This is a genomic window from Streptomyces sp. NPDC104581, from assembly GCF_055583685.1.
This window is the reverse complement of record NZ_JBVJNN010000042.1, coordinates 18834-43812: the sequence shown is the minus strand read 5'-3', so window position 1 is coordinate 43812 and position 24979 is coordinate 18834. Positions and strand designations below refer to the sequence as shown.

The window sequence follows — 24979 nt, the reverse complement described above, 5'->3', positions numbered from 1 at the left end:
GACGTAGCTCCCGCTCCAGCCGCTGAAAAGCTCCTAACGCGACACGACACGAATGCACGGATATCGCGCGTCCTGTGGTTGCTGTTCCTACCTCAGGTGGGTTCTCAGCCACGACGGTGGGCAACCACAGGAAATCGGAGGGCATGGTCCAGCGAAGCGGTGCGCGGAGCGCAGGATCATGACCTGGGGATGGTCCAGCGCATCCAAGGCGCTGGCCGGGGGCGGCTGGGGGCGGGGCAGCCCCCGGCAGTCGATGAGCCCGCATAGCGGCCCACAATTCGTAAGGTTCGGGTTCGTCTCCTTATGCGTTCGTCTTATTCAACTTCGTCTTGTTCAAATTCGTATAGTTCCGGGTCAGATATTGAGCGTCTCGGATGTCAGTTTCTGGCCCTCCGGGGTGTCAGTTTCTGGCGCTCCGGAGGGCCAGAAACTGGTTCTCCGGGGTGTCACTCTTTGACACTCCGTAGACCTCGCCGAGCACGATCGGCTCCGACAGCCGAGATGGGCGAGCCGAGCTGTGAGGAGTGCGCGGTCACTGAAGGGAATCTCAGTGCCAAGGTCGGGCCATCGCGCGCTGAAGTCTTCGGTACGACCCGGCAAGCACCCGTTCTGCACGGCAGTTTTAGCGGCAAGACGGGCAACCATCCAGCCCTGCTCGATCGTCCTTCAGGTACGTCAAACCCCTGGAGCCCGGCTTAGGTACCCATCATCGAGGGCACCGTCATCCGCCTGTCCGTCGAGATTCGCGTGCACGGATGAGCTGGGGTTTCGCCGCGCGGTGCAGGGAACTGTGAACTCTCCCGCATCACGAAGTCGCCTGCAGTACGGTCAAGTTGGCGGTTCGCAACGGGGGAGGCGTAGCAGTGAGAGACCAACTTCTCGGGGGCCGTTACCGGTTGGTGCGCGAGCTCGACGAGGGTGGCATGGGGCAGGTATGGGAGGCGCAGGACGAGACGCTGGGGCGTCCCGTCGCCGTCAAACTGATCTCCCAGCTCGCCGGTGGCGGAAGTCGCGGCGATCAGGAACGCGCCAGGTTCCTGCGTGAGGCACGGATCACTGCCCAGTTGCAGCATCCCAACACGGTGACCGTCCACGATCTCGGCGAGACCGGGACGGGGAACGATCGTGTCCCGTTCCTGGTCATGGAGATGGTGCGCGGCGAGGGCCTGGACGCGGTGTTGAACCGAGGCGCCGTCGCTCTGCCGGACGTGGCCCGGTGGGGCGCGCAGATTTGCGAGGCGCTCGACGACGCGCACAAAGCCGGGGTCTTGCACCGGGACATCAAGCCGTCCAACATCTTCGTCACGCCGTCCGGCGTCGTGAAGGTCCTCGATTTCGGCATCGCGAAAGCAGCCGATCCCGTTGCGACTCGGGTCACCAGGACGGGCTTCATCGTGGGCACACCCGTGTACATGGCCCCCGAACAGGCACGCGGCTACCCGGAGCCCCGCAGCGACCTGTACGCCCTGGGCTGCCTTCTCTTCGAGATGATCACGGGCCGTCCGCCGTTCCAGGCCCCCGATGCCATGGGCTACATCACCGCCCACTCCACCCAGCAGCCGCCCTCACCCAGCTCGGTGGCCGAGGGCGTCCCGCCCGACTGGGACGATCTCGTGCTGACCCTGCTCGACAAGGACCCCGCCCAGCGGTACCCGGATGCCGCCGCCCTCGCGCGGGCGCTGCGGCAACTCGACAGCGGCCCGTTGGGCCCGTTCCACATCTGGACGTTCGCCAGCAGGAGCCTGGACGTCTGGGGAGTCAGCACCGAGGACCATACGCGGATCGTCCAGCACAGTTGCCACGGCGGGCCGAACCAGCAGTTCACCTTCCACCCGACCGGCGACGGGCTGTATGAGATCAGGACGTTCGCAGGCAAGTGTCTGGACGTTCAGGGTGCCAGCACTGAGGACTTCACACAGATCGTCCAGTACAGCCGCCACGGTGGGGCGAACCAGCGGTTCTCCCTCCACCCGGTCGGCCAGGGTCTGTTCGAGATCGGGACGTTCGCAGGCAAGCGGCTGGACGTCCTTGAGTCACGCACTGACGACCACACGCCGATCGTTCAGTACAGCCGTCACGGCGGGCCGAACCAGCTCTTCCGCCTTATGCTGGTTGGCTCGGAGAATCTGCACGAGTAGCAAGTTCCACCCCCACTCGTGGGCTCGCAGGGGAAACAACGCGAGCTGAGGTCAGGGACGTCACGCGTCGTCCTCGTATACGTCGGGGACGTCGTCCATGGACCTCGGGCCGGTGTACCAGTCCTCCGGCACCTCATGGACGGTATAGACGGTCAGCGCGCGCAGCGGGTTGCGCGGGTGGCGGCCGGTGTCCCACTCCACGGCCGTGATCGCCCGCAGCTCGCGCAGGTACTTGCGCAGCGTGGTCTTGGACTTGATGCGGGATATGGCGAGCAGCCGCCGCTGGCCGGGCCACACCCGCATGTCTCCGGCACGTTCCTTGCGCTCCTGGTTGACGTGCATATGGAGCGCCCAGTACAGAGCCTTGGCGCCGGGCGAGATCGCCGCGCAGCCCACCCAGTCGGGCAACTGGCTGAAGGGGTGGAGCGGTTGGCGGCCGCGTTGAAAGCGCGCGTCCCCCCACTGCTGCGCGCCCGGTTCCAGTTCCTTCTCCTGCTCACCGGGCCCTCGCCGGCTCATGCGGTTTCACCCTGCCGCGCAAAGGCGGGGGCACCTGGTATACGCGAGGCCGGGCGATGCACGGGCCCGGTCCGGGCACCACGGAGCCGGGCGGTGAGGCCGTGTGTCGCGCTCGTGGTCGACGAGGGTGGTGGAGGGGCGTGGTGCGGGACGTCGCCGGCGGCCGCCCGCCGGTACGGCGCCGCGTGGGCGGGTGTCGCGGGGCGGTTCACGGTCGGTATCAAGTCGACGGCGCTGTCGCCTTGTTGTGGGTGTGCGGTCATGGCTCGTTTTGCTCCCTCGTTTCCGAGAGCTGCCACGGACACGGCGGCGGTCGCCCGCGTCACGCGCTACTCTCGGATTGGTAATCAGCAGAAACGAACGGCTCCCTGCCGGCCAGCATCGGGAGCCGTTCGTGCGTTTACACGCCGCCTCGGCCGACGCGCGGCAAATCCCGGTCGGCGTAGTGCCCGTACCGGATGGCGCTCGGGCGGCGGGGGTCGACGGAACGCAACGTCATCACCTCGGCATCAGGTCGGCCGGGCAGGAGGAGAGCGCCTCGCTGAGGCGCTCGCGGTCGTCGACGCCGATCGGGGTGAGGAACCGTATCCCCGACAGGTGTCCGGGCACCGTGGAGGAGAACGTCCGTACGGCGATCCCCTGGTCTTCCAGGTGCTTGGCGATCGGGGCGGGGTCGTCGAGTTGCACGAACCGGAAATGGACCGTGCCGAAGACCCGCGAGGCGCCGAACGCGCGGCCAAGCAGGTGCTCCAGGTGGTAGGCATTGCCGCGGATCTGCCGCAGCGTGTCCTTTCTCCACGCGGTGTCGGCGAGGGCGGCCACGCAGATCGCCACGTCGATCGCGGACAGCGGCCAGTCCGCCACGAGCCGCCGAGCCCTCTTGGTCATCCGCTTGTTGCGGGTCCACATGACACCGGCCCGCGTGCCGACCACCCCGTAGGTCTTTCCGGTGGACTGCCAGACGACGACATTGCGCAGGTCCGTCCCGGCCAGAGTCTCCGCGCCGGGCTGGAAGAGCACGTATTCCTCATCGATCACGAGAAGTGAGTGAGGGTGCCCGCGGGCGATGTCGAGGAGTTCCCCAGGAGGCAGATAGAGGCCCTCCGGGTTGGAGGGGTTACTCAGGACAACGTAGCGGTGGGTCTCCATGGCGCGGTGGACCATGCGCAGCCGCCGCTCGACGCTCGGATACGTGCCGGGAGGCGGGGCGATCAGGTCGGCGTGGCGGAAGCGGCTGAGTGTCCCGGAGTACTCCGGGGTGATGACCGCGACCCGGCCGCGCTTGGCCTCCTTGCGCAGAATCTGGGACGTCATGGTGATGAAGCCGCTGACGCCGCTCCCGGGGGTCAGGTGCTTGGCCTTGACGCCGAGGTCGCGGGCGACTGCGGCCAGGTACTCGTCGACGGCCCCGTACGGCGGTCTCAGCAGATCCCGGGCGTCGAACGTCTTCAGCACCTCATCCGCACGGGGGGAGGGGCCGAGCGGGTTGGCACACAGGCTCAGGTCCAGGCTGATGTCCGGCAGGCCGGTGAGGTCGCCGCCCTGGCGCTCCTCGCGGGGTGTGAGCGCGGTCGTGGTCATGTGGGGTCCTTGGGGCGGGGCACCGCGTGCAGAACACGGGGACGGCGTCCGGCCGGCAAGGACCGGGGCGTCCAGGTGCCGGCGACGGCATCGCGGGCGGCATCGAGGATCTCCTTGCCGGGGACCCCGACGCCGAAGGACTCGGTCCCGGCCGGACTGCTGAGGCGGCTGTCGCGCCAGTCGGAGCCCGGGGCCGCGTCGCGCCAGATGTCGTGATGGGCGGTCAGCAGCCAGGTGGCCGGGCCCTTGGTGAGGACCACCGGCAGATACGGGGCGCTGATGCACGTCCATCCGGACTCCAGCAGTCCCTCCACCACGTCCAGACGCCCGAGCAGGCGACGGTGCGTCGGTGTCAGCGGCCACTGCTCACGGCTGGAGACCAGTTCGCCGGTGCGGCCGGCCAGCAGCTCGGGCAGCAGGCGCGCCAGCGCGGACGGTGCGGCCAGGACCGGTACGGGCAGCGACACCTCCCGGGCCGTCGTGACCCCGCCTGGTATCCAGCGCCAGCCCGCGCGCTGGTCCCAGAGCAGGAACAGCCCGTGCGGCAGGGCCGAATGGCCACTGCCGGTGTGCGGCGGGTAGTGGAGCACCGCCGTCAGCAGCCCGTCGCACTCAGGGAGAGCGACGAACCGCTCGGTCGTATAGCGGGGAGCAGCGCCGACCGCCGCGGCGACGGCGGCGATGTACCCCTGATGGGGGAGCGGGTCGGAGTCGGTGTTCACGCCGGCGGTGCTCACGACGGGCCCTGCCATCCGAGCTCGACGCGCCGGTTCTTGACCCGCCCCTCCTCAGTGGCGTTGTCCGCGATCGGGCTCCGCTCGCCGAGCCCCTTCGCGGTGAAATCGACACCAGGAGCCTGTTTCTCCATGACCTTCTTGACGGCTTCGGCGCGTTGACGGGACAGCGTGAGCCCGTGCGCGGCGCTGCCGAGGTCGTCGGTGTAGCCGACCACGTCGACCTGATCCGCGCGTGCTGCGGAGATCCGTCCCGTGACGCGGCGCAGTTCCTTCTTGGCCGACGGCGATAGTCGCGCACTGTCCTTGGCGAACAGGAGGGTGGATTGCAGGCTGTACGTCGTCGTCGAACTGGTGGTGGCCCGGCGCTGAGTTCCGTTGAGGGACTCGACCCGGGAGATCAGCTTGTAGACGCGGGCCCCGGACGGGCGGGTTGCGAGAGGCTCCTGGAGCGTGGTGAGGCGATCAACCGTGCGTGTGACCATCTTGTACGGCTGAAACTTGCTCGTGATGGGGGTGGTTGGTGCGGCGGGGGAGTCTGCGGCAGTGGGAGGCGCCACTACGGCGCCGAGCGCCACAGCGGAGAGCAGGAGAAGGAAGGGCCGGCGCACGTCGTCACTCGCCTTCCGGGAGGGGAAGCTCGACCGGGGGGAAGGTGGCGATCTTGAGGTCCACCGTGGTCACGTCCGCAGGCACGCCGGGAAAGCGGATGTACGCCACTGTGCTCTGTCCGGCGTTCAGCTTGCCTCCGAGCTGGAACGTGCACTCGCAGGTGCCCTTTTCGTCCAGGACCGGCAGGTAGCGCATTCCGTTGGCCTCGTCGACGAACGACGATCCGGCCAGCGTGTAGGGGGTGCGGCCGGTCTCGTCCTTCCAGCCGGTAGCGAGGAAATCCTCCGTGCCGGTGTTCTCAAGAACGGCTGTGACCGTCAGGTACTTCGAGGTCCGCTCGACCTTGGTGACCTTCGCGACCATGTCTTCGTCGCCAGCGACGGTGGCGAGAGCCTTCCCGGCGGGACCGAGGTCGGAGTCCGCCTCGGGGGCGGTGTCCTTCGGCGGGGCGGAGTCGGCGGCGGGCGTGGTGGAGTGCTCTGCTGGCTCCTCCGAGTCCGAGCATCCGGTGAGGGTAAGCAAGAGGGCCACGGCGAGGGCCACCGTGATGGCGATGGCGGCCGCGGAGATGTGAGGCGGGCGTGCCCGCCGGGGGGTGCTCATATCTGTCGGTCCTCCTGAAACTGTCGAGGTTCGTGGGGGGCGGCGGGGTACCCGCCGGGGGGTTGCAGCGCGTACGCGGCGTTGAGGAGCAGGTCTTCGCGGTTGGGCAGGGCGGTGAGCTGCATCCCGACGGGCAGTCGGCCGACGCGTCCGGCGGGGATGGTGATTCTGGGCAGGCCGCTCCAGTTCGATCCGGTGTTGCGGATGCCGGGTCCCAGCGCGCGGGCGAGTTTCTGCTCGGGTGTCAGGTCCTCGGTCAGCGACGGTGAGGTGGTGGGGGTCGTCGGCATGACGTACATGTCGACCTGGTCCGATCCGCCGGTGAGCGGGCGGAGGAGAGCGGCCCTCAGCCGTGGCAGCAGACCCTGGGCGACGGCGGGCCAGTACCCGGAGGGCTGGCCGCCGTCGAACCCCGCGGCGGCGGCCGAGAGCTGGACCGTGGTCGCCAGCAGCTCGGGGTGCTCACGGCGGGCCTGCGCGAAGTGCAGCACCAGGCGCGGGTCGCCGTCGGCGACGACGGGGCTGGTGCCCAGCTGGCCGGCCAGCAGCGAGGGCACACCGGCGTGGACGGTGAGCAGCATCGTGACGTCGGCGGCAAGCGTGTAGTCCGGGATGCTGACCTCGCGCAGCTGCGTGCCGCACCGGGCGGCAAGTTCGGCGGCCCGCGCCCGGACCACGTCGGCGACCTCCTGGTCGCACAGGCCGTCCGGGCCGGTGGTGAGGGACTCGGTGACGACGCCGATCCGCAGGCCCTCGACGTTTCCGGTGAGCCCCGGCACCCAGTCGACGGGCGGGCAGTCCGGGCCCTGGAGGAGATCGGTACCGTCGCCGCCGGAGATCACCGAGGCGAGGAGCGCGACGGTCCGGGTGTCCCGTGCGGAGACCGCGATCCGGTCCAGCAGCGGGTGGAAACCGATGACGCCGGTGGTGGGGATACGGCCGCAGGTGCACAGGAGGCTGACCGCCTCGGTGGCCGCTGCGACGGTCATGCCGCTGCCCGCCTGGTCCACATGGAGGGCGGCGTCGACGGCGCTGGCCGCGAGGAGCGCGGCCGCGCCGGCGCTGGAGCCCCACGGGGTGTGTCCGGGGGACCACGGGTTGCGAACCGCGCCCTTGCCCTTGTGGCCGGTGTCGCCGCTGATCGCCAGGCACAGGTCGTCGGCCCGGCCGGTGTAGGGGATCGACGCCCCGGCGTTGAGCGCGCGGGTGGCGATCGTCGCCCCGAAAGGGGCGCGGTGCCCCGCGACCAGAGGGCTCCCCGCGCCGACCGGCGCTCCGGGTGCGGCGGAGATCGTCTCCTTGAGCGCGATCCTGATACCGGCGAGCAGCCCCTCGGGTGCCCCGTCGAGGTCGAGTTGGTACGCGATGGCGTTCCACACGTCCCGTCCCGGTGCGGACGGGATCGCGCGCGGCAACGGCCGGGCATCGAGCCACGCGCGGGCGGCGCGCTGGTGCGCGCCGGCGAACGCAGGGGCCATGTCCGCGAACATCTGGACCTGGTCCACGGTCAGGCCGAGTCCGTCGCGGCCGGAGGCTGCGGCGATGTCGGCGGCGGTCGGCGGCTCCCAGGCGTCGTAGGCGAGGGGTTCGGGGAACCGGTGGGCGACGTACGGGCGAGGGCGGACTCTGGTCACATCGCCTCCAGGGCGTGAGGTGAGCCAACGGGCGAAGTGAGGCCGGGGAACAGGGACCGGTCGGCGGCGGATTGCAGATACTCCACGCCGTTAGAGCCGCCGGTGCCGGTCCGCTCGCCCACGAAGTGCTTGGCGATCCTCACGTGCGCCTGGCGCCATCGGCGGACCGCCTCGTCGAGCGCGAGGAGATCGGCCCGGATCCGCGCCACCCGCTCGCCGTGCTCCGCCGTTTCGCCGAGGTCCGCCGCGAAACCGGCGAAGAGCTCTTCCAGCGGGGTCTGATCGAGCTGGTGGAGCAGCATCGCGCGCTGCTGCGCGGTGAACCCGGCGGTGTGAACGTGGCGTTCGTCGCGGAGCCCGCAGGTGTACTCGATGAGTCGCCACTGAGCGGACTGGATGCCGCTCGCCGTCCCGAGCCGCCCGCGGACGTCCTCGAACTGCTCGACCGACAGCTGGCGCAGGACCTCGAAATGCTTCTCCACGACGCCCATCACGGCCGGCAGCGGGCGCACCAGATCGGCAGCGGTCCGGCTGTCCCGCGCGATCATCTTCTTCCCGGCGCAGTCGAGGAGCTTCTGCATCAGGTCGAACCACACTTCGGATACCTGATGCGGGACCAGGAACACGCTCATGGACGGGTCCACGTCGGTGCGTACGGCGGACCGCAGGCGCTCCAGGCGCAGGAGGTCCGTGTACGACAGGTCCGGGTGGGCCGTGCTCTCCACGGCGGGCGGGCCCGGCTGGGGTGCTATCGCCATGACGGTTTCCCCCAGCCCATCCCTGTCCGGGCCATCGATTTCAGCGCCCCGGTGACAACCTGCTCGGGGGCCCCGACGTACAGCCGGGCATGACCGCCCTGGGACCTCGGCGGCCGGCCGGGGGTGCTCATGTGCGCTTCGCCCAGCAGCACACCGGCTCGCGCGAGGACCAGCCGCCGGTAGTCCCGTCCCTCGGCAACGACCCACGGGGGTACGCGGATCAGCATGTAGGTGGCGCACTCGCCGACGTAGTAGGCGTCCGACGGGTAGCCGAGTTCGTCCGCCAGGAGCCGTCCGGCCTCGGCCCGCTTCGTCGCGAGCCGCTCGTTCTGGTGGTTCAAGAACCGGTCACTGTCGGGATTGCTGAGCCAGGCGGCCATCGCCATCTCCAGCGGCCCGCCCGGATACGTTCGCCGGGTCAGCTGCTCGCCGAGCTCGCGCAGCGTGTCCGGGGAGCCGGTCTGGGAGCCAACGCCCCACCCGTTGCACGAAAATTGCTTGCCCAGGGAACGGACAGCGAGCCACCGGGGCCGCGAGGCGGGCGCGAGGCCGTTCAGCTCCTGAAGCAGGATCCGCAGCGCGGACGTGGGAACGACACCGGGATCCACGACGCCGTAGTACGCGTCGTCGATCAGCACCGCAGCGTCGGCAGCGAGCGCGGCGCGGATCATCCCGCGCACCACCGACGGCGACCAGTGCGCCCCGCTCGGGTTGTGCTGCGGGTTGATCACGAGCGTGACGGGGCCGGCCGTGTCGCGCCTCGCGCGCGCCAGGACCTCCGTCACCTCCGTGACGTCCGGCTGGTACAGGCCCTCGCGGCACACACGGAAGGTCCGCATCTCGAAGCCGACCGGGGCGAGCGCGCCGGCGTAATCCCAGGCGTAGTCAGAGGTGACCGCGATCGCCCGGCTGCTGCGGACCCGGGCCCGCAGGCCGCGCAGCGGCGAGCCGCGGCGTGCCCGGTCGTTCTCCTCGATGAGCAGGCGGCCGAAGTCCGGCATCACGGAGCGGGTGTGGCCGGCGCACGAGGCGACGTCGTAGTCGACCCCCATCTCGGCAGCGCCGGTGAGGCGGTGCGTCGCCGTGATGTACGTGCGCAGGACCTCGCGCAGCACCGGCCAGCCGTAGGGGGTCATCAGGTACCCGTGGGCGTGCGCAGGCACCGTGTTCATGGCCGCGACCAGGGCCGGGTGAGGGGCTTGGTGAGCCTCGCCCAGGTTCAGCCGCACGGCCGGGTCGTGTCCCTGCTCCTCGTGGTCGGCGAGGAGGGGGATGTCCTTGTACGGAGTGGGTTCGCCAAGGGGGCCCGCGATGTCCCGGAGCGCGGGTACCGGGGCGGTCACGACCGGACCGCGAGGGGATCGGGGCACCACGCGGCGCGGGGGCGGGGGACGGTACGGGAACGGCGAAGCGGGGGCAGATGCATGTGAGGACTCCAGAGCGGCGGCCGTTCGGCCGCCGTGGCTGTACGTGAGGAGCGTCGTGAGCGCCCCGCCGGGGGTGCGAAGGCGCTCACGACGCGTACGTGGCCGCGTCACCGCGGACAGGGGTGGAGCGACCGGATCAGAGGTTGAACATCCCGGTGAGGTAAGAGGCGGACACCCAGCCGACCTTGCCCTTCCAGGCACCCTGGGTCGGCTTGATGTAGCCGTAGCCCTTGGCCAGACACGCCACGTACACGACCGTCTGGCGGGTGACGATCCCGCGCGAGGTGTACTGGGTGCCCGGTCCGGTCCGGAAGTTCATGTTCTGGGTGACGCGCTCGTTCTGCTTGTGCGGGCTCTGGCACGCCGAGACTCCGACCGCGCTCGCGGAGGGGGCCAGGACGACAGCGCCGCCGACGAGCCCGGCGAGGGATGCCGCGATGACGGCGGTACGCGCGGCTCGTGGCCGCTGTGCAGTACGCACGGGAAGAAACTCCTGTCTCCGCCACGACGAGTACGCCGTGCGGTGGTGGGTGAAACCCGGGTCGGCCGGTTGGTTGGAGGCCTGGTGACCGAGCCGGAGGCTTGTCCGGTGAATACGTGAAACGAGGTGTGACCGCGCTGCGCGGGCCGCAGGCGGCAGTGCCTCGGTGGGTTCAGCGTTGGTGGCAGTGGGTCCTACTCAGCGATCGTGCGGTCTGCGGAGATCCAGCCCTTTCGGTCACGGATGTCCTTGCCGTAGAACCACGTGTTCCCGTACGAGTTCTTGGTTTTGCACACAGCCAGGAAAGAGTCGCCGTAGTACAGCTGGTACTTCGCCGAATGAGCCGTTCCGGGCCCGGAACGGACGGTGGCGTCCGCCAAGTTGTCGACCCAGCGCCAGTGGTTCCGGATGTCCGTCTGGCAGATCCTGGCCGCGCTCGCGGTCGGCGCGACGACCAGGCCGCCACCCCCGAGTCCGGCGAGGACAGCTGCGATGACGGTCGTACGCAAGGCCCGTGGCCCCAGTACAGTGCGCAAGGAAATGCTCCTGTCTCCTGCGGGTGATGGGTGAAACCCGGGTCGGCCGGTTGGTTGGAGGCCTGGCGGCCGAACCGGGGGCTTGTCGGGGCCGTTACGCGAAGTGCGCTTCGCGTAACGGCCCTTGCTCGTGGTGCTGCCGTCTCCCCGCGAGCGGGAGGTCATGCGGCGCAGGAAGTACGGCACCGGTCGTCGTCGCAGTCAGGACCGGCATGCATCGTTCTCCCTCCCCTGCGCACTGCGACGGCGTAGCGGGCTGCCCGTTCGTCCAGCGCTGTCAGTCCCTCGTCGAAGGTCCGGGCTCGCTGGAGCGCCCGGACGAACGCGCTCCTGACGGCGATTGCGTCGACCCCCGGCGCGATGGCCTCGGCCATCGCCGGGCTGTAGATGCCACCGGAGGCGCAGATGGGGGTGGTGGTCATGTGTCCGAGCATCCGGGCACGTCCGCGCAGGTTGGCCAGGTCAAGGAGGTCTCCGCCCGGGGCCGCCGGTTCCGTCGGCAGGTTCTGTTTGTCGCTGACCGGACGCAGGGGCTGGTCGTACTGGTCGGCCGGGCGGTGGGTGACGGCCGGCAGGCCGACCCACCCGGTCGAGACTTCCGCCGCGTCACGGCGTGCCCCGGGGGCAGCGGTGAACGCCGTGGCGAGCCAGCGCCCTTCGGCGGCGGCGAGCCACCGGGCCGCGGCGGGCCCCCTGGGATGGAGGCCGGGCAGCACGAGACCGGCGCCGCCCGCGGAGGCGAGCGCTGCGGCGAAGGGCTCGGTACCGATGCGTGCGATCGGTTCCCAGTAGGACATGAGCATCACCGGGACGTTCACGACGGCCGCCACCTGCCGTACGACATCGAGCACGTCGGCGACGGTGAGCCCGGAAGCCACGGTCCCTTCCCACGCGCCGTAGGCGGCGGAGCCTTCAAGGTCCCGGTTGTTGTGGGGCAGCCCGACCTCCAGGACGTCTACGTGACGGCCCAGGACCCGCAGCGCCTCGACGCTCTGTTCGACGCCGGGGAAGCCGGCAGGCAGGCAGCCGATCAGGGCGCCGCGCTCGTCGCGCCGGGTGCGCTCGAACGCGGCGCGCAGACGCGTGGCCGGCCCGTCGACGGCCAAGGAGGCCGTCACGTCGGATCCGGGAAGATGACGAGAAGGTAGGGGAGCCGGGAGTGTGCGTACACCCGGGCGCGCCGTCGTCCCGCAGGCGGCGGCGGTGTGGTGTCGGTAGTCATGAGCGGATCCGTTCCTGCAGCGGTGATGCGGTGGTGGGGGACCGGGCTCGGCGGCGGCCGGACGCGACGCCGCTGGCGGGGGCGGCCGAGGGCTGGTACGCGGAGCGCGCTCTGCTCGCCAGGCCGTGGCGGTGTGAGGGCTCATGCGGCTGAGGTGCCGCCCCGTGGCGCGAGCACGGACGGCCGTGGCGTAGTCGTGGCCGCACTGGTCAAGCAGGGCGAAGTCTCCGTCGCCGCGCGCCAGTTGGACCGCTCGCGCAAAGGGCGCGTCGACTTCGACGGCATCGACCGTGGGCGCGATCGCCGCCGCCTGATCGGGACGCAGATACCCGCTCGCACAGATCGGGGCCAGGGAGATGCTGGCGAGCATCCATGCATGTGCGCGCACCGCCTCCACATCGAGCGTGTCGGACGGTTCGTACGCCGGGGCAACGGGCAGACGGACCCAGCCGGTTGACGCAGCAACGGCCGCGTACACGTGCGAGTCGCAGGCCGAGAAAGCTGTGGCGAGCCGGTACTTGGCGGCGACTCGCAGCCACTGGCCCGCGCCGCGGCTGTAGGGATGGAGATCAGGCAGGACGACCCCGGCCGCCTCCGCGCCGGCGAGAGCCGCCGCGAGCGCGCGAGGACTGTGCAGCCTCATCGGCTCCCACTGTGTCCTCAGCAGCACCGGCACCCTCACGCTCGCCGTGACCGCGCTGATGACCCGTACGGCATCGACAGCGGAGAGGCGCGAGTCGTCCAGCCCGACCTCCAGCACGTCCACATGCCGGCTCAGGACCTGCAGCGCGCGGACACTGCCCGCGACATCAGGAATCCCCGCAGCCAGATGACCGATCAGCGCGGCACGCCCGTATTCCTGCGAGTCCTCGAACGCCCAGTGAACGGATGTCATGACCTCACCCCTGCACGACGGGCAGGCCGCTGCGGTCTGTACCACGGACCACCGGGACGGTGGGCGCGAGAGCCGCTTGCGTTCGTTTGTTCACGGCCACCGACGACCGGGATGAACGCCCTGTCGTCGTGCTGGACCAGGTCTCGCGGCGCTTCGACCGCTGGTCGACGCGGGGAGTCCCGGCATGCCCGGCGGGCACAGGGGCGTTCATGTCCGCTCCGGGAAGGTGACGTAGAGCAGGCATCCGGTGGGGGAGCTGGGGGTGTGCGAGCTGCCGCGCCGTCCCTCGATCCGAGTGTGGGGGCCGTACACGTCAGTGTCGCTGTCGCTGACTCCGAGCTTGAACTGGCCGCAGAGAACGATCACGATCTCGGAGGAGTCCTCGTGGACATCGGGTTCCAGGTAGCGGGCGCCCGGGGCGAACTTCACGTACACCGCGCTCGGCAGGGGGCGCCCGCCGTCCTTCGGGCTGGACCATTCCACGGGGTAGGCGACGATGCCGGGGTCGAGGTCGATGGCCTCGCCCAACTGGTCCAGATCCGCTGTGTGCGAGATGCGGAAGCCGCTGAGCGTGGCGGCGCTGTCGGCGGTGTCGACGGTCATGGGCTGGTCCGTTCTGTGTTGAGGGCATGGCGGCATGGACGTTCGGCGCTGAAGAGTCAATGGCGACGTCGGGTATGTGCGCCGGCTATCGCCCGACCGGCCAGAGCACACTCGGGCCGCTGGGGCACATCCAGGGCGTCACGAACAGCGGTTCGGGGCACCGCGGGCCGGAAACCCCTGATTGGCCGGGCAGGAGTTCTCGATAACCCCGACGCTAAGGGATGGATAAGGAAAGGACCACGTGCACATACGCATAATGCTTGTGCACTCACGCATCACGCCGCATTTGAACTCGCCAAGGTGTGCACACGCGCATATTCCTTGTGCACTTCCGCATCGTGTGAAACGGGGCAGCGTTCATCCCGCCGATGTGCAAGCAGCTCAGAGGCGAGAGTGTGCGGTCATTTTCCCTTCCCCGCGCACGGGAAGAATGGCCCTCTCCAAGGCCCCAGGGCGGAAGCGATGGGCCAACTGAAGAGAAAGCACAGGAGGGCAGGCAGCGGGCCGACGCGGCCCGCTGCTCCCTTGATGACTCGGGGCGAGTCACTTATGCGTCACCCGGGAGGGGCGTGCACCCCACGATGCGGAAAATATCTTCCGGGCCGTCAGAAAGCGCCGCACGGCCTGATTATCCGCCGTGGGGAGCGACGGAATAGACGTGAACCCGTCCCGCAGCAATTTCCTCAATACGCAACCAGAGAGAGCGGATCCCGTACCGTCTCCGCATCGAGCCGGCCCGTCAGGATCAGGGCCAGCAGCAGATCGAAGAAGCCGGTGCCGTCGTGGGTGAGCTGCCGGGAGAGCAGGGCGCCGGCCTGGTCGAGCCTGGGCTTGATGCTGTTGCGGTGCAGCGGAACGGGCAGCGAGTCGGCGGTGTCGCGGTTGTTGCCGTTGCACTTGATCCAGGTGACGAGCAGGTTGAGCAGCTCCGGCTTGTCCAGGAGCGGGGCAAGGAATCGTTCCGCCTCGGCCGTGGCCTCTACGGCGTCCTGCAACAGGCGGTGCAGCCCCGGCGACTCGGGGCCGTCGTGGACAGGTGCGTCGTTGGCGAGTTGGAAGGCGAGTTCGAGGACGGCCTGGTCGGCGAGCGACTGCCGCGTGAGCCCGAGATGCTCCATGACCGCGGTGAGCCGCTTGCTGGCTGTCTCCGGCGCCAGTCCGCTGCGTTCACCGGCGTGGTGGGCGCCCTTGGACAGAGTCAGACGGGCGGTCTTCGCGTACTCGCCACGGCAGTACGCGGGGAGGGTGTTGAGCGGGGCGAGCAGTGCCCTTGCCCACGTCCGGGCTGTCGGCGCGAGCAGCGACGCCAACCGGGGGCGTCCCTCGTCAACGCTGATCCGGTCACCGGCATGGCGTGCTGTGGCCAGGGCGTGGAACCCCTGCTCGTACAGTTCGGCGAACTCCTGCCATGGTCCGGCACTGCTGATTCCCACGGCCCGGCCTGCGCGCGCCACTGAGGCGAGCGCCGTGGTCGGGTCTCGGCCGTCCTCACCCCATACGGCGATGACGTGGAGTTTCTCCGACGGGCACAAGACCGCCACACCGTGCTGGCCGACGGCCTTTTCGCACTCGTCGGCCGCAGCGGTCCGGTCCTCGCCGGGGGCGCATTCGACTACGCCGACCCGAGCGGTGGTCGGCTCACCGGACATGAGGACGCGCAGGAGCGTTCGCCGCACAGCCATCTCATCCTGGCGCCGCCGCAGTTGGGCGGCCATCTCGCTCTGGCGCAACCGCTGTTCACCCAGCAGGCCCTTCAGCAGGGTCACCTGTCCGGCGGCCTGCGCGATCAGATCGGGCAGGGGGTCGGGCCAGGGAGCGGACCGGATCGCGGCGAGCACCGGGTGCGGAGTTCTGCCGCCCACGGCGTGCAGCGCAGTGTGGCGCCCGGCCGTGGAGAACACGGCGGTCTCGGCCCGGCCGTGGCGGACTCGAAGGAGGGCCGGCTCTGCCTCGGCCGCGACGAGTTCCGCCCAAACGCGGTCTCCCGGCTCGATCACCTGGACGTCCGCGCTCAGTTCGTCCCCGAGGACCCGAAGCAGGGGTTCAGGCCCCGCGCCCTGGAGCGCGAGCTGCTCGGAGGTGCGCAGCAGCTCGCTGAGCCGGTCGTTCGCCGCGCGCAGCGCCGCCATCTGCCGGGACTGCACGTCGGCGTGAAGGGTCCTGGAATCCGCCGGGGTGAGGGGGACGAACACCGGAAGTCCCGCCCGGGCCGCCTCCTCGGTGATGTCGGCACTGTCCGTTGCCGCCGTGCCGGAAGGAGTGGCCAGGGCGAGCGCGACCACACCGCGGCCGACGAGTTCCCGCAGCACGCCGCGCAGGTCGGCCGACGGCTGTGCCCCCTCCGGGACGATGGCCAGCACGTCACGCACCGGGGGACCGCCTGTCGGCAGCCGCCAGTTCTCGTCGCACACCATCGTGTGCTCGATCACCCTCGACCGGTCCGGCCGCGCACCTGCCGTTTCCCTCACCCACCGCAAGGCCGGTCGCGGACCGGAGATCAGTTCATTCACCGTCAGTGTCATTGCGGGGCTCCGCCAGCAGGTCTGGTGTGAGGCGCTGCCACGCCAACTGGGCCGGCAGGCAGGCCCGCGGGTCGGCGGCCGGGTGCGGGTCGTACGCGCTGCGGGCCGCTATCCCGGCGACGAGGGCCGGGCTCACGCTGTCATCTTCTGCGTCATCACGGAGGGACGAGGTGGGCGCGGTGCCGGGCACCGGCAAGGCCACCGAGGCCAGTCGCGCGCCGGCGGGAGAAGCCGCAATGAAGGCCCACCGAAAGGGCGTTGCGCGAAGTAGAGTTCTCACCGGAGCAGCTCCTGTCTCCACACGGCAGCGCCGTGCGGGGGTGGGTGGGCCCGGCGCCGGTCGGATGGTTGTGAGCCCTGTGACCGACGGCGGGAACTATTGAGGGCCGTTGCGCGGTGCGACCCGCGCAACGGCCCGCGTAGAGCGGGATCTAGAGCAGGCCCTTCCTCCTGCCAGATGATGTGGAAACCGAGGGCGCCGTCGTCGGCGCGGTGTCGACGATGGCCATGATCCACAGCCAGCACATCAGCGGTCCCGTGGCCGGGGGATCATCCGCAGCTCATCCGACGGATGCGTAGTGATCGCGCCCAGCGCCTTCACGACACCGCGCTCGGGCGTGAGCTGCCACATCTCCGCGATCATCACCGCGATGACGGTCGCCTCCGTCCAGGCGAACGCGTCCCCGATGCACATGCGTTTGCCGGAACCGAAGGGGATGAAAGCGCCCTTCGGGGGCTGGGGACGGTCCGGCAGCCAGCGGTCGGGGTCGAACCGCAGCGGGTCGGGGTAGAGGTCGGGGTCCCGGTGCAGCGCGTAGGCGCTCCAGATGATGTCCGTGCCGGCCGGCAGGGCGTAGTCGCCGAGTGTCACCTCTGAGACGGTCTGCCGCGTGACGAGCCACGGCGCGTACATCCGCAGCGTTTCCTGGACAAGCCGCCTGGTGTAGGGGAGTTTGCCCAGGTGGTCGGCGGTGAGGACGTCGTCGCCGAGCACCTGGTCGACCTCCTCGTGCAGGCGTCGCTCCAGGTCCGGGTTGCGGCCCAGTTCGTGGAAGAGCCAGGCGAGGGTGACCGCGGTGGTCTCGGAGCCCGCGGCGAGCAGCGCGACGCATTCGGACAGGATCTCGTCGTCGGGCAGCGCCTCGCCGGTCTCGTCCCGCGCGGAGAGCAGCAGAGACACGATGTCGTCGTACTCGCCGGGGTGCGCGCGGTGTTCGGCGATGATGTCGGCGACCGCGTCGCGCAGTGCGCTGCTCGCGGCTTTCGCCTTCCGGTTGCCCCGGGTGGGCAGCCGCTCCAGGGGCGCGATGGGCAGGACGGCGCGCTTGATGGCGGTGGTGAAAACCGTGTCGACGCTGTGCAGGATCGTTTTGGCGGGCTCGCGCGGGGGGTTCGAGGAGAAGAGCGCCGACATCACGACGCCCTGGGTCATGAGCTGCATCTCGGTCTTCAGGTCGAGCGCGGTTCCGCTCTCCCAGCCGGAGATGTACGGCTCCACGGTTTCCCGCATCGTCGTGACATAGCCGGCGATCTGCTCGCGGTGGAAGGCCGGCTGCATCAGCCGCCGCCGGCGCAGGTGCGGTTTGCCTTCCGCGATGGGCAGGGCGTCCTTGCCGAAGAGTTTGAGCTTTTCGAAGAGCAGCCCTTTGGTGAACTCGTCGGCCTTGCTTGTCAGCATCTCGTGGATCAGCTCGGGCGAGTTGACGATCACCACGTCTCTGGGCCCGGCCTTGATACGCACCATCGGACCGTGGGCCCGGACGTCCTCCATGAACGTCAGCCGACGCGAGCCCCCTACCAGAGAGGGGCCGTGTCCCACGAGCGGGAAGCCCCCCGGGACGAGGGGCGGGATTCCGGGAGCGCGATGTGCCGGAGTCACAAGGTCCTCTCCTGTGCCTAGCCAACGGTTGTCCGGGCGTGGCGACGCCGCATACCCAACTGTGCCGATCACGGGCTCGGCTTGGGAAGACGATTTAGGTATCACGTTTCTGAAGCGAATTCGAAGTCATCGACGATGGGCCTCGTCTCAGCTCGAACAACGCGAACACGCCCACCCATCCCTTAAAAGTAAAAAACAGGCAAAACTATCAATACGATAGTAAGATGCTTATGAATGGGCGTAAGTGAACCATTCGCCGACGCGCATGAGAATGTGCGGTCAGACCTTTGAACAGACGTCAACATCGGTGGTAGGGAGGAGCCGAGGTCATCCGTCTGCCGGCACCCGCCCGGCACAAGCGTGGAATAGAAAGGGTGAAGGGGCGATGAGCACCAGCACGGGGGACGAGAAGGACGGCGGGCCACAGCAGCCAACCGACTCGACACCGGAGCCGCCCCTCCTGACAACGCTCCTCCAGGATGCCCGCGCGCAACGGACGCCCGAGCAGATGGGGTTGGAGCAGCAGGCGGAGGGACGCGGGCGGCGAGCCGCCGGCCCGGAGGAGAACGTTCCCGGCGTCTCCAAGAAGGATATGGCCAGGAAGCTCAACGTGAGCGCGGCGACGTACGGACGCATGGAGGCCGGCAACGGAAAGTGGACGGAGGCGCAGGTTGAGATCGTCACCGAGGCACTGGCCCTGGATCCCGAGAACCGGCGCACACTCTATGCCCTGACTCTGGGGCACTACCCCAAGACGGAACCTGGCTCCGACGCACATCTGCTGGAGTTTGTGCAAGACATCCCCGTCCAGGAAACCCGCGGGAAATATGGCGTAATTCTCTCCCGCCTGACGTACGCGACAGATGCCGACTTCAACGTTCTGGGCCATAACGGAATCGAGGCCCTGTTCAATAACAGGGAGGTTCCGGCCAACATTTTGAAGTGGGGCCTGGGAGGCGGGAACGGCCAGCTTCTGGAATATGGAAAATATCTCCGGACCAAAGCAGTCCTCCGGGTGGACGCCATGCGTGACGCCTTGAGTGTAGACAACCCCATGGTCCGGGAGTTCGACGAGATCATCAGGAGCCTCCCGCCGGTCGACCCCAAAACGGCTCGCCCCCAGCGCGGCCTCCAGGAGGACGTTTTTCCGTTTAGGCACCCGGACCTTGGGGACGGATGGATTCGTTCCATTGAGTTTCACCTCACCGGCGGAACGCTTGGCGTGCCTGACGGCCGAAAGCTTTTCAGTCTGACCTACGCTCAAGGTCCTCTTGAGGCACTCAATGAGGTGAGGGCCCAGAATCTGCGAGGCAAAGCCGAGAGGGGAGACCCGCCCGCAAACCGCTAGCGACGCCATGATCCGCTGCTAGCGGCTGACTCTGCCAACCCACTGCCCGGTAGACAGCAGCGCCTCGTGCAGCTGCCGGCCGCTCCGGTCTTGCGCCACGGTGTGCGCACCATCACCCCTCGTCGCCCTTACTCATCGCGCCCAGAACGTCAAGGACGGCGAGGCAGTCCTCTGCCGCTCTGTGTCCGCCGTTCAGCGGCTGCCACCGGACCTGTCCGTGGTACTCATTCCACTCGCCCACCCATTCCGAGTACGGGATCATCACGTCCTCGAACCGCACCTGGCCGAGCCAGGCAGCGGCCCGCTGTCCGGCCACAGCCGATGCTTCCGCCCGCGGCGGGGGAACGGCGCCGCCCGATACCCCAGGGACTGCCCGCCCGTCGGGGTCGAGGTAGTGCAGCGTCAGCTCATGCCGCAGGCGGGAGACGTCGAACGACTTGTTGTAGATCAGGCACCGCTTGCCGTGAAGCACTTCCGTGAGCTCCACCAGCGCGTCGCAGAAGGACGGCTTCCCGGTCACATCCGCATCCGTGATGCCGTGGATCTCCGACGCACCCGCCGGGATCGGCTCGCCGGGGTTCACGAGGGTGTTGAGCAGCGGTTCCCCGCGGGACGAGTACACCGCGATCTCCACGATCCGCGCGGCTTCGTGCGTGCCGGTGGTCTCGGTGTCAAGGACGACCACGTCCGCTGCGGCGAGCGCCGCCGCCGCCCATGCCCGGAGTTCCTCTGCGGCCCGTTGTTCCGCCTCCCGGTGCTCCCGCTCCAGCCGCTCGCGCCGCGCGCGCTGCTCGGCCAGCTCCAGTGTCCGGCGCTCCGCACAAGGGGGACAGGAGCGAGGCGCCCATCCCCTCACGCCTGCCGCTTCGATCTCTTCCGCTGTCGCCGTCGCCACCGAGCAGTCGCGGCCGGGGCACGTACGCTGCCACGCCGCGTGGCGCTCCCGCTCGGCCTGGCGGCGGACAGCGGCGCCGATCCGGCACGGGACACACGCCGTCCTGCCGTACGCGTCGTCGGGGAGGGCGGCACCGCAGACGCGCCGGCAGCGGGAGCACGTGCGGGCGTACAACTCGCGACGGGCACGCTCCGCCTGCTCGACGCACTCGGCACAGGCTCTGTGGACTACGTAGTTGCGGACCTCCCCGCACTCCGGGCACGTGCGCCGCGCCTGGACGGTCCGCTTCTGCTTCGCCGACAGCGGGCGCATCTTGGCCGAGCCGGCCGGGTCGTACAGCGGGAACCTGCCCCACCCGTGACCGCGCCGGTACATCCGCAGCCACGCCACGGGCCGCTGGCCTTCCGCGACCTTCAGCCGGTCGTCCCTGAGGCCCGTCTTCGTCCGCAGATGTGCAGGCGCGTCTCCCGCCGCGTAGACGGGCAGGTCGTCGGTCTCGATGGTGGCCGTGGTGGTCACAGTTCGCTCCTCGCTGCTTACTTCGTGCCATTTACGGTAGAGGCGGCCACTGACAACACCGGGGGAAATCCGGGAGGGAGCGGCACCCGCCTGTCGTGCCCCTGCCCGTGGGGTACCCGGCACGTCCGGTGTCGTCGAGTCCCCGCACAGTGCAGCGGAAAGCGGCAGCTCAGAGCCTCAGGCCGACTGGTGGCAGGGACTGAAGGGACCGAGTATCCGGTCTCGTCGCGCGAGCGGGCAGCCGGCCGATCGCCAGGTCCCGCACCAGAACCCCGCCCCCCCCGGGGGGCGCAACGGCCGGTTCAGGTCGAGGTGTTGGGTATGAGCGGTTTCAGCATGGCGTGGAAGAGGGGCGCGTCGGGAAGGCGGGGGCGGAGGTCGCCGAGGACGGTCCAGCCCCAGCTCTCGTACAGGGCGGTGACCTTGGGGTGGCTCTGGTCCACCAGGAGCGTGGCGCGGTCCTCCGCCCGTGCGGACAGCAGCGCGTCGTGCAGCTGTCGGGCCGCTCCGGTCTTGCGCCACGGTGTGCGGACCATCAGCTCGGACAGCGCGTACGTACGGGTCCCGTTCTCGGTGACGGTCTCCTCCGGCACGTCGGTGAGCAGTCCGCCCCACCAGCGGGAGCCGGGCGGCAGCGGAGCCCCGTAGGCGTACCCGGCGATCTGTCCGTCACCGCTGATGCCGGTGACACAGCTCCAGCCGGGCCGCGCGGACCAGCTGTCGAGGCCTTCGGCGAACCGCTCCACGCGGGTGAAGGGGCCGTCGAGTTCGGCCGCGTAGACCTCGGCGTACACATCGAGGAGCAGCGGGCGCAGTGCGGCGGCGTCGGCGCCGGTGTGGTGGCGGATGCTCAGGCCGGTGGTCAACGGGGGGCTCCTAGGCGGCGAGGGTGCGGCGGACGGCGGCGAGGCGGTCGACGATGCGCTGGTTGCTGACCGCGGTGGTGTCGAGGACGCCGAGGGTGGCCTGCGCTCCGGCCATGTCGCCCTGGGCGGCCTGGAGCTCGGCGAGCTGGACGCTGTAGTAGACGCGGTTGCGCCGCATGTCCGGGGTCAGGAGCCGCAGGGCCTGGGCCGTGGCGAGCTCGGCGTCCGGCAGCCGTCCCATGGCCTGGTGGGCGATCGCACCGAGACCGGCGATCTCGGCCGCGTCGACGAACCGAAGCCACGGCGGCGTCGGCACGTCGTTCGTGACCCGGTCGTACGCCGCCTCCGCCGCGAGCAGCGACCTCGCCGCGCCGCGTTTGTCGTCGGTACGTGCCCGGCCGATCGCCAGCCGGGCGTGAAGCAGCGCTCCGATCCTCGGCGTCCGGCGCACGTGACGGCTGCTCAGAGCGGCCTGGCTGATGCGCAGTGCCTCCTGATGGCGGCCCTCGGTCCGGGCCTGGACCGCCAGATCCGACCAGGCGCGGGCCTGGGCGTGCGGATCGTCGGCGAGCAGCGCGCTCTGGAGCGCGGCCGCGTGATGGGCGCGCGCCCGCCCGCTGCGGCCGGCATCCCGTGCTGCCCATCCGGCCGACGAGCACAGGCCGCTGATCGTGGAGTGCAGCGCCTGCTCGACCCGAGGCCCGTACGTGCAGCCTTCCACGGCATCGCTCAGCAGGGACAGATAGACGGTGGCGGTCTCGTGGAGCGTCCCGCCGCCGGCGCTGTTGAAGTGCGCGTCGAGCCGCCCGACGGTCTGGCGCATCCTGTCGACGTCGGACATCGCAAGGCGCCCGCGGACCGGCGTCTCCTCCAGTCTCAGCGTCAGGGCGAGAGAAGCCGCGGCGGAGGCGAGGAACACGCGTCGGTGCACAGGGCTTTCCTCCTTCGTCTCCCAGCGAGTGTCCTGCGGGACGGGTACGCGGCCCGAGCCGCGCGGTACGAACCCCATGGCCTCCGGCGGCCGTTCGAAGATCTCCGTCAGCGCGTCCCGGTAGCGGGAGGTCGGCCACCGGACGGAGCCGCTCACCCAGCGGCGGATCTCCCGGTTCGTCACCGAACCCGCCTGGCCGGACAGCCGCCCGGAGACCTTGTTCACCTCGGCGGCCAGCGCCCGGTGGGAGTACCCGTACTCCTTCAGCAGGCCGGCGAGAAGCGCGTTGCGCCGTGTGTCCATCCGCCCCTCCCGATCCCCCTCGTCCGCGTACGTGAAGGTGACCGTAGTCCCGCACGCGCCGCCCGGTGGGCAGAACTGTCCTCCCCCCGTCCGGTAACTGCCTGCTTTCTGCCCTCCCCCCAAGCCCGCCCCAGCCGGTTATGTGAAAGGAAGCCCAAACCCGCCGCAGCACCAGAGGAACAGGGGAGTGCCGTGCCGAACCGGCCCAACGGTGACGGAGCAGACGACGCCGCAGCGTGGCACCGGATCGCGGAGGTCACCGACCGCCGCCGCGCCCTGTGGCTCCAGAGCGGCGACGCGACCCGGTGGAGCCGGTGCGGAATCGCCTGGGACGCCATCGCCGTCACCCCGCTCGCTCTTGGCCTGGGCACCCTTGCCGCCATGGGACTGAGTCCCGAAGCCGGGTACCCCGTTCTCGCGGACCGGGTCCGCGACGTCCTCTACATCCTCGTACCCCCGGGCACCGCCGCGATCGCCGCCGGCGGCCACGGATCCGTGCGTGCCCTCTCGGCCGGCGACCAGCTGTTGCTTCCGACGACCGAGCACGGCACCGCGGCGGCCCACTGGATCAGCAGACCGCGCCACGAGAAGGACCAACTCCTTCTGCTCTCCGCCGAGCCCGTCATCACCTGCCTGAGCGCGCAGGCCGCCCCGTGAACCACCACGCGATCCTTCACGACCCCGAAGGACAACTCGGCACCGAAGCAGCGACGGACCGGGCCGTCCACGTCCAACTGGTCAAGAAGGTCCTCACCTGGGACAGAACCGGCAACCATCTTCCTCCCGACGACTACCAGCAGATCGCCCTGCAACTCACCGGCCACGCCCGCCTCGTCGCCGCCGAACTCCGGCGCCGCACCAGCACCCTGCCTGCCGACAGCCCCCAGCTCGCGCTCAACGACATCGTGCTAGACGAAGCGGACCGCCGCCTGTCCACGCCGTCCGAGGGAACCGCTCATTGCGCCCAGAGCCGGGCCCGTCTGGTGCAAGCCCTCTACGAACGGCTCGACCGCTTCCACGACGAGTGAGCCCGGACACCGGGCGGTTCGCCCCGGGGAGCCGGAGCGCCGCGTCCGTCAGCTACAGGTGTCCAGCATGCCCGTGAGCGCGGTCTTCTCCGCAGGGTCGGCGGTCAGGTTGTAGTGGTGCTTCACCTGGATCCAGGCCCGGCCGTAGGTGCAGTGGTACGAGGCCAGCGGTGGGGTCCATTTGCCGGGGTCCTTGTCGCCTTTCGACTGGTTGACGTTGTCGGTGACGGCGATGATCTGCGGGAGGGTCAGGTCGTTGGCGAACTGCCTGCGCTGGGCCGTCGGCCAGTCGGCCGCGCCGCTCCTCCACGCCTCCTTGAGCGGCACCATGTGGTCGATGTCCAGGTCGGACGCGTCGGTCCAGGTGGCCGCGTCGTATTCGGAGTACCAGGTGCCGCTGACGGCCCGGCACTGCGCGTCCTGCTGGACGTCCTGGCCGTCGCGCTTGAGCGTGACCTCGCGGGTGTCACAGGTGCCGGACTGGGTGGTCCAGTGGGGGAACTTGCTCCGCGAGTAGCCGGGCGGGGTGACCTCGTCGGCGACGCTGAGTTCGGCGAGCAGGGCTCGGGCGGCCGCCGCGTCGACCGGCTCCGGCATGGACCGCGCCGACACCTCCGCATGGGCAGGGGAAGCGGGGGCGAGCGCGGAGTCGGCCTGTGCGGGAACGGCACCGACGAGCGTGAGACTCGCGAGCAGGGCGGTCGCGACGAACGCCGGGGTCCGGCGGCGGAAGTGGGTCATCATGCCGATCATGATCGAGGACGGTGAGCGGCTGCACCGGCCCCGAGCCGGGAAGATCACCCGATCGAGGCCCAGGCCCGCCGAGCGTGAACTGCCACTCCAGAGTGAGCAGTCAGGCGCCTCCCTCGTCGGCGAATCGGGGAAACAGGTCGCCTGGCTGTTGGTCGGGCTCGGTGCGCAGGGCCCGTGACCGGCCAGAAGCCC

Annotated in this window: 24 protein-coding genes; 5 read left to right on the top strand and 19 right to left on the bottom strand. The window is 69.8% G+C overall.

Annotation, left to right across the window (positions count from 1 at the left end; all coding sequences use genetic code 11):
• Positions 1-863: 863 nt before the first annotated feature.
• Entirely contained in the window at positions 864-2138 is a 1275-nt protein-coding gene (locus ACZ61E_RS26980; RefSeq protein ID WP_469702466.1) for a serine/threonine protein kinase, read from the top strand.
• Between the two features lie 60 nt (positions 2139-2198).
• Here the strand turns inward: ACZ61E_RS26980 and ACZ61E_RS26975 are convergent, their stop codons facing one another.
• The 15 genes from ACZ61E_RS26975 to ACZ61E_RS26905 form a co-directional block, all read right to left on the bottom strand.
• Complete coding sequence (locus ACZ61E_RS26975; RefSeq protein WP_469702465.1) at positions 2199-2657, bottom strand: hypothetical protein; 459 nt, start codon at positions 2655-2657, stop codon at positions 2199-2201.
• 498 nt (positions 2658-3155) lie between these two features.
• Entirely contained in the window at positions 3156-4238 is a 1083-nt protein-coding gene (locus ACZ61E_RS26970; RefSeq protein ID WP_469702464.1) for an aminotransferase class I/II-fold pyridoxal phosphate-dependent enzyme, read from the bottom strand.
• Positions 4235-4975, bottom strand: a complete 741-nt coding sequence (locus ACZ61E_RS26965; protein ID WP_469702463.1) for a hypothetical protein — start codon at positions 4973-4975, stop codon at positions 4235-4237. Before ACZ61E_RS26965 ends, ACZ61E_RS26970 begins: the two co-directional genes overlap by 4 nt.
• Complete coding sequence (locus ACZ61E_RS26960; protein WP_469702462.1) at positions 4972-5583, bottom strand: OmpA family protein; 612 nt, start codon at positions 5581-5583, stop codon at positions 4972-4974. Before ACZ61E_RS26960 ends, ACZ61E_RS26965 begins: the two co-directional genes overlap by 4 nt.
• 4 nt (positions 5584-5587) lie before the next feature.
• Complete coding sequence (locus tag ACZ61E_RS26955; protein ID WP_469702461.1) at positions 5588-6187, bottom strand: hypothetical protein; 600 nt, start codon at positions 6185-6187, stop codon at positions 5588-5590.
• Positions 6184-7821 (bottom strand): amidase family protein, encoded by a 1638-nt coding sequence (locus ACZ61E_RS26950; protein ID WP_469702460.1) that lies wholly within the window; start codon positions 7819-7821, stop codon positions 6184-6186. Before ACZ61E_RS26950 ends, ACZ61E_RS26955 begins: the two co-directional genes overlap by 4 nt.
• Positions 7818-8579 carry a tryptophan 2,3-dioxygenase family protein gene (locus tag ACZ61E_RS26945; RefSeq protein WP_469702459.1) on the bottom strand — a complete coding sequence of 254 codons (762 nt, stop codon included), beginning with the start codon at positions 8577-8579 and terminating at the stop codon, positions 7818-7820. Before ACZ61E_RS26945 ends, ACZ61E_RS26950 begins: the two co-directional genes overlap by 4 nt.
• A complete protein-coding gene (locus ACZ61E_RS26940; protein WP_469702458.1) occupies positions 8570-9922 on the bottom strand; it encodes an aminotransferase class I/II-fold pyridoxal phosphate-dependent enzyme in 1353 nt (450 codons plus the stop codon). Before ACZ61E_RS26940 ends, ACZ61E_RS26945 begins: the two co-directional genes overlap by 10 nt.
• 220 nt (positions 9923-10142) lie before the next feature.
• Positions 10143-10487, bottom strand: coding sequence for an SH3 domain-containing protein (locus ACZ61E_RS26935; RefSeq protein ID WP_383842786.1), 345 nt, complete (start codon positions 10485-10487; stop codon positions 10143-10145).
• A 194-nt stretch (positions 10488-10681) separates the two neighbouring features.
• Entirely contained in the window at positions 10682-11023 is a 342-nt protein-coding gene (locus ACZ61E_RS26930) for a hypothetical protein (RefSeq protein WP_469702457.1), read from the bottom strand.
• Between the two features lie 161 nt (positions 11024-11184).
• Positions 11185-13140, bottom strand: a complete 1956-nt coding sequence (locus ACZ61E_RS26925) for a tryptophan synthase subunit alpha (RefSeq protein ID WP_469702456.1) — start codon at positions 13138-13140, stop codon at positions 11185-11187.
• Between the two features lie 207 nt (positions 13141-13347).
• On the bottom strand, positions 13348-13743 hold the full coding sequence (locus ACZ61E_RS26920) for a cupin domain-containing protein (RefSeq protein WP_469702455.1): 396 nt from the start codon (positions 13741-13743) through the stop codon (positions 13348-13350).
• A gap of 683 nt (positions 13744-14426) precedes the next feature.
• Positions 14427-16172 carry a helix-turn-helix domain-containing protein gene (locus tag ACZ61E_RS26915; RefSeq protein WP_469702454.1) on the bottom strand — a complete coding sequence of 582 codons (1746 nt, stop codon included), beginning with the start codon at positions 16170-16172 and terminating at the stop codon, positions 14427-14429.
• A 73-nt stretch (positions 16173-16245) separates the two neighbouring features.
• Positions 16246-16401: a hypothetical protein gene (locus ACZ61E_RS26910; RefSeq protein ID WP_469702453.1), complete on the bottom strand. Its 156-nt coding sequence runs from the start codon at positions 16399-16401 to the stop codon at positions 16246-16248.
• A gap of 390 nt (positions 16402-16791) precedes the next feature.
• Positions 16792-18144 carry a cytochrome P450 gene (locus tag ACZ61E_RS26905; RefSeq protein WP_469702452.1) on the bottom strand — a complete coding sequence of 451 codons (1353 nt, stop codon included), beginning with the start codon at positions 18142-18144 and terminating at the stop codon, positions 16792-16794.
• Between the two features lie 385 nt (positions 18145-18529).
• Between ACZ61E_RS26905 and ACZ61E_RS26900 the strand changes: the two genes are divergently transcribed.
• A complete protein-coding gene (locus ACZ61E_RS26900; protein WP_469702451.1) occupies positions 18530-19492 on the top strand; it encodes a helix-turn-helix domain-containing protein in 963 nt (320 codons plus the stop codon).
• Positions 19493-19604: 112 nt separating this feature from the next.
• Here ACZ61E_RS26900 and ACZ61E_RS26895 read toward each other — a convergent pair whose 3' ends face one another.
• The 3 genes from ACZ61E_RS26895 to ACZ61E_RS26885 all read right to left on the bottom strand — a co-directional run bounded on the left by ACZ61E_RS26895 (position 19605) and on the right by ACZ61E_RS26885 (position 23006).
• Entirely contained in the window at positions 19605-20906 is a 1302-nt protein-coding gene (locus tag ACZ61E_RS26895) for an exonuclease domain-containing protein (RefSeq protein ID WP_469702450.1), read from the bottom strand.
• Between the two features lie 302 nt (positions 20907-21208).
• Positions 21209-21772 carry a GNAT family N-acetyltransferase gene (locus tag ACZ61E_RS26890; RefSeq protein WP_469702449.1) on the bottom strand — a complete coding sequence of 188 codons (564 nt, stop codon included), beginning with the start codon at positions 21770-21772 and terminating at the stop codon, positions 21209-21211.
• Between the two features lie 10 nt (positions 21773-21782).
• The gene (locus ACZ61E_RS26885; protein ID WP_469702448.1) at positions 21783-23006 is read right to left on the bottom strand and encodes a hypothetical protein; all 1224 of its coding nucleotides are present in this window, start codon (positions 23004-23006) and stop codon (positions 21783-21785) included.
• A 192-nt stretch (positions 23007-23198) separates the two neighbouring features.
• Here ACZ61E_RS26885 and ACZ61E_RS26880 point away from each other — a divergent pair, with 192 nt between their 5' ends.
• Complete coding sequence (locus ACZ61E_RS26880; RefSeq protein WP_469702447.1) at positions 23199-23663, top strand: hypothetical protein; 465 nt, start codon at positions 23199-23201, stop codon at positions 23661-23663.
• Positions 23660-24034: a DUF6415 family natural product biosynthesis protein gene (locus ACZ61E_RS26875; RefSeq protein ID WP_469702446.1), complete on the top strand. Its 375-nt coding sequence runs from the start codon at positions 23660-23662 to the stop codon at positions 24032-24034. The genes ACZ61E_RS26880 and ACZ61E_RS26875 overlap by 4 nt, the downstream gene beginning before the upstream one ends.
• A gap of 48 nt (positions 24035-24082) precedes the next feature.
• Here the strand turns inward: ACZ61E_RS26875 and ACZ61E_RS26870 are convergent, their stop codons facing one another.
• Positions 24083-24778: an HNH endonuclease family protein gene (locus tag ACZ61E_RS26870; RefSeq protein ID WP_469702445.1), complete on the bottom strand. Its 696-nt coding sequence runs from the start codon at positions 24776-24778 to the stop codon at positions 24083-24085.
• On the opposite strand from ACZ61E_RS26870, the gene ACZ61E_RS26865 reads away from it, so the two are divergent.
• Positions 24777-24965: a hypothetical protein gene (locus ACZ61E_RS26865; protein WP_469702444.1), complete on the top strand. Its 189-nt coding sequence runs from the start codon at positions 24777-24779 to the stop codon at positions 24963-24965. The genes ACZ61E_RS26870 and ACZ61E_RS26865 overlap by 2 nt on opposite strands.
• Positions 24966-24979 lie beyond the last annotated feature (14 nt).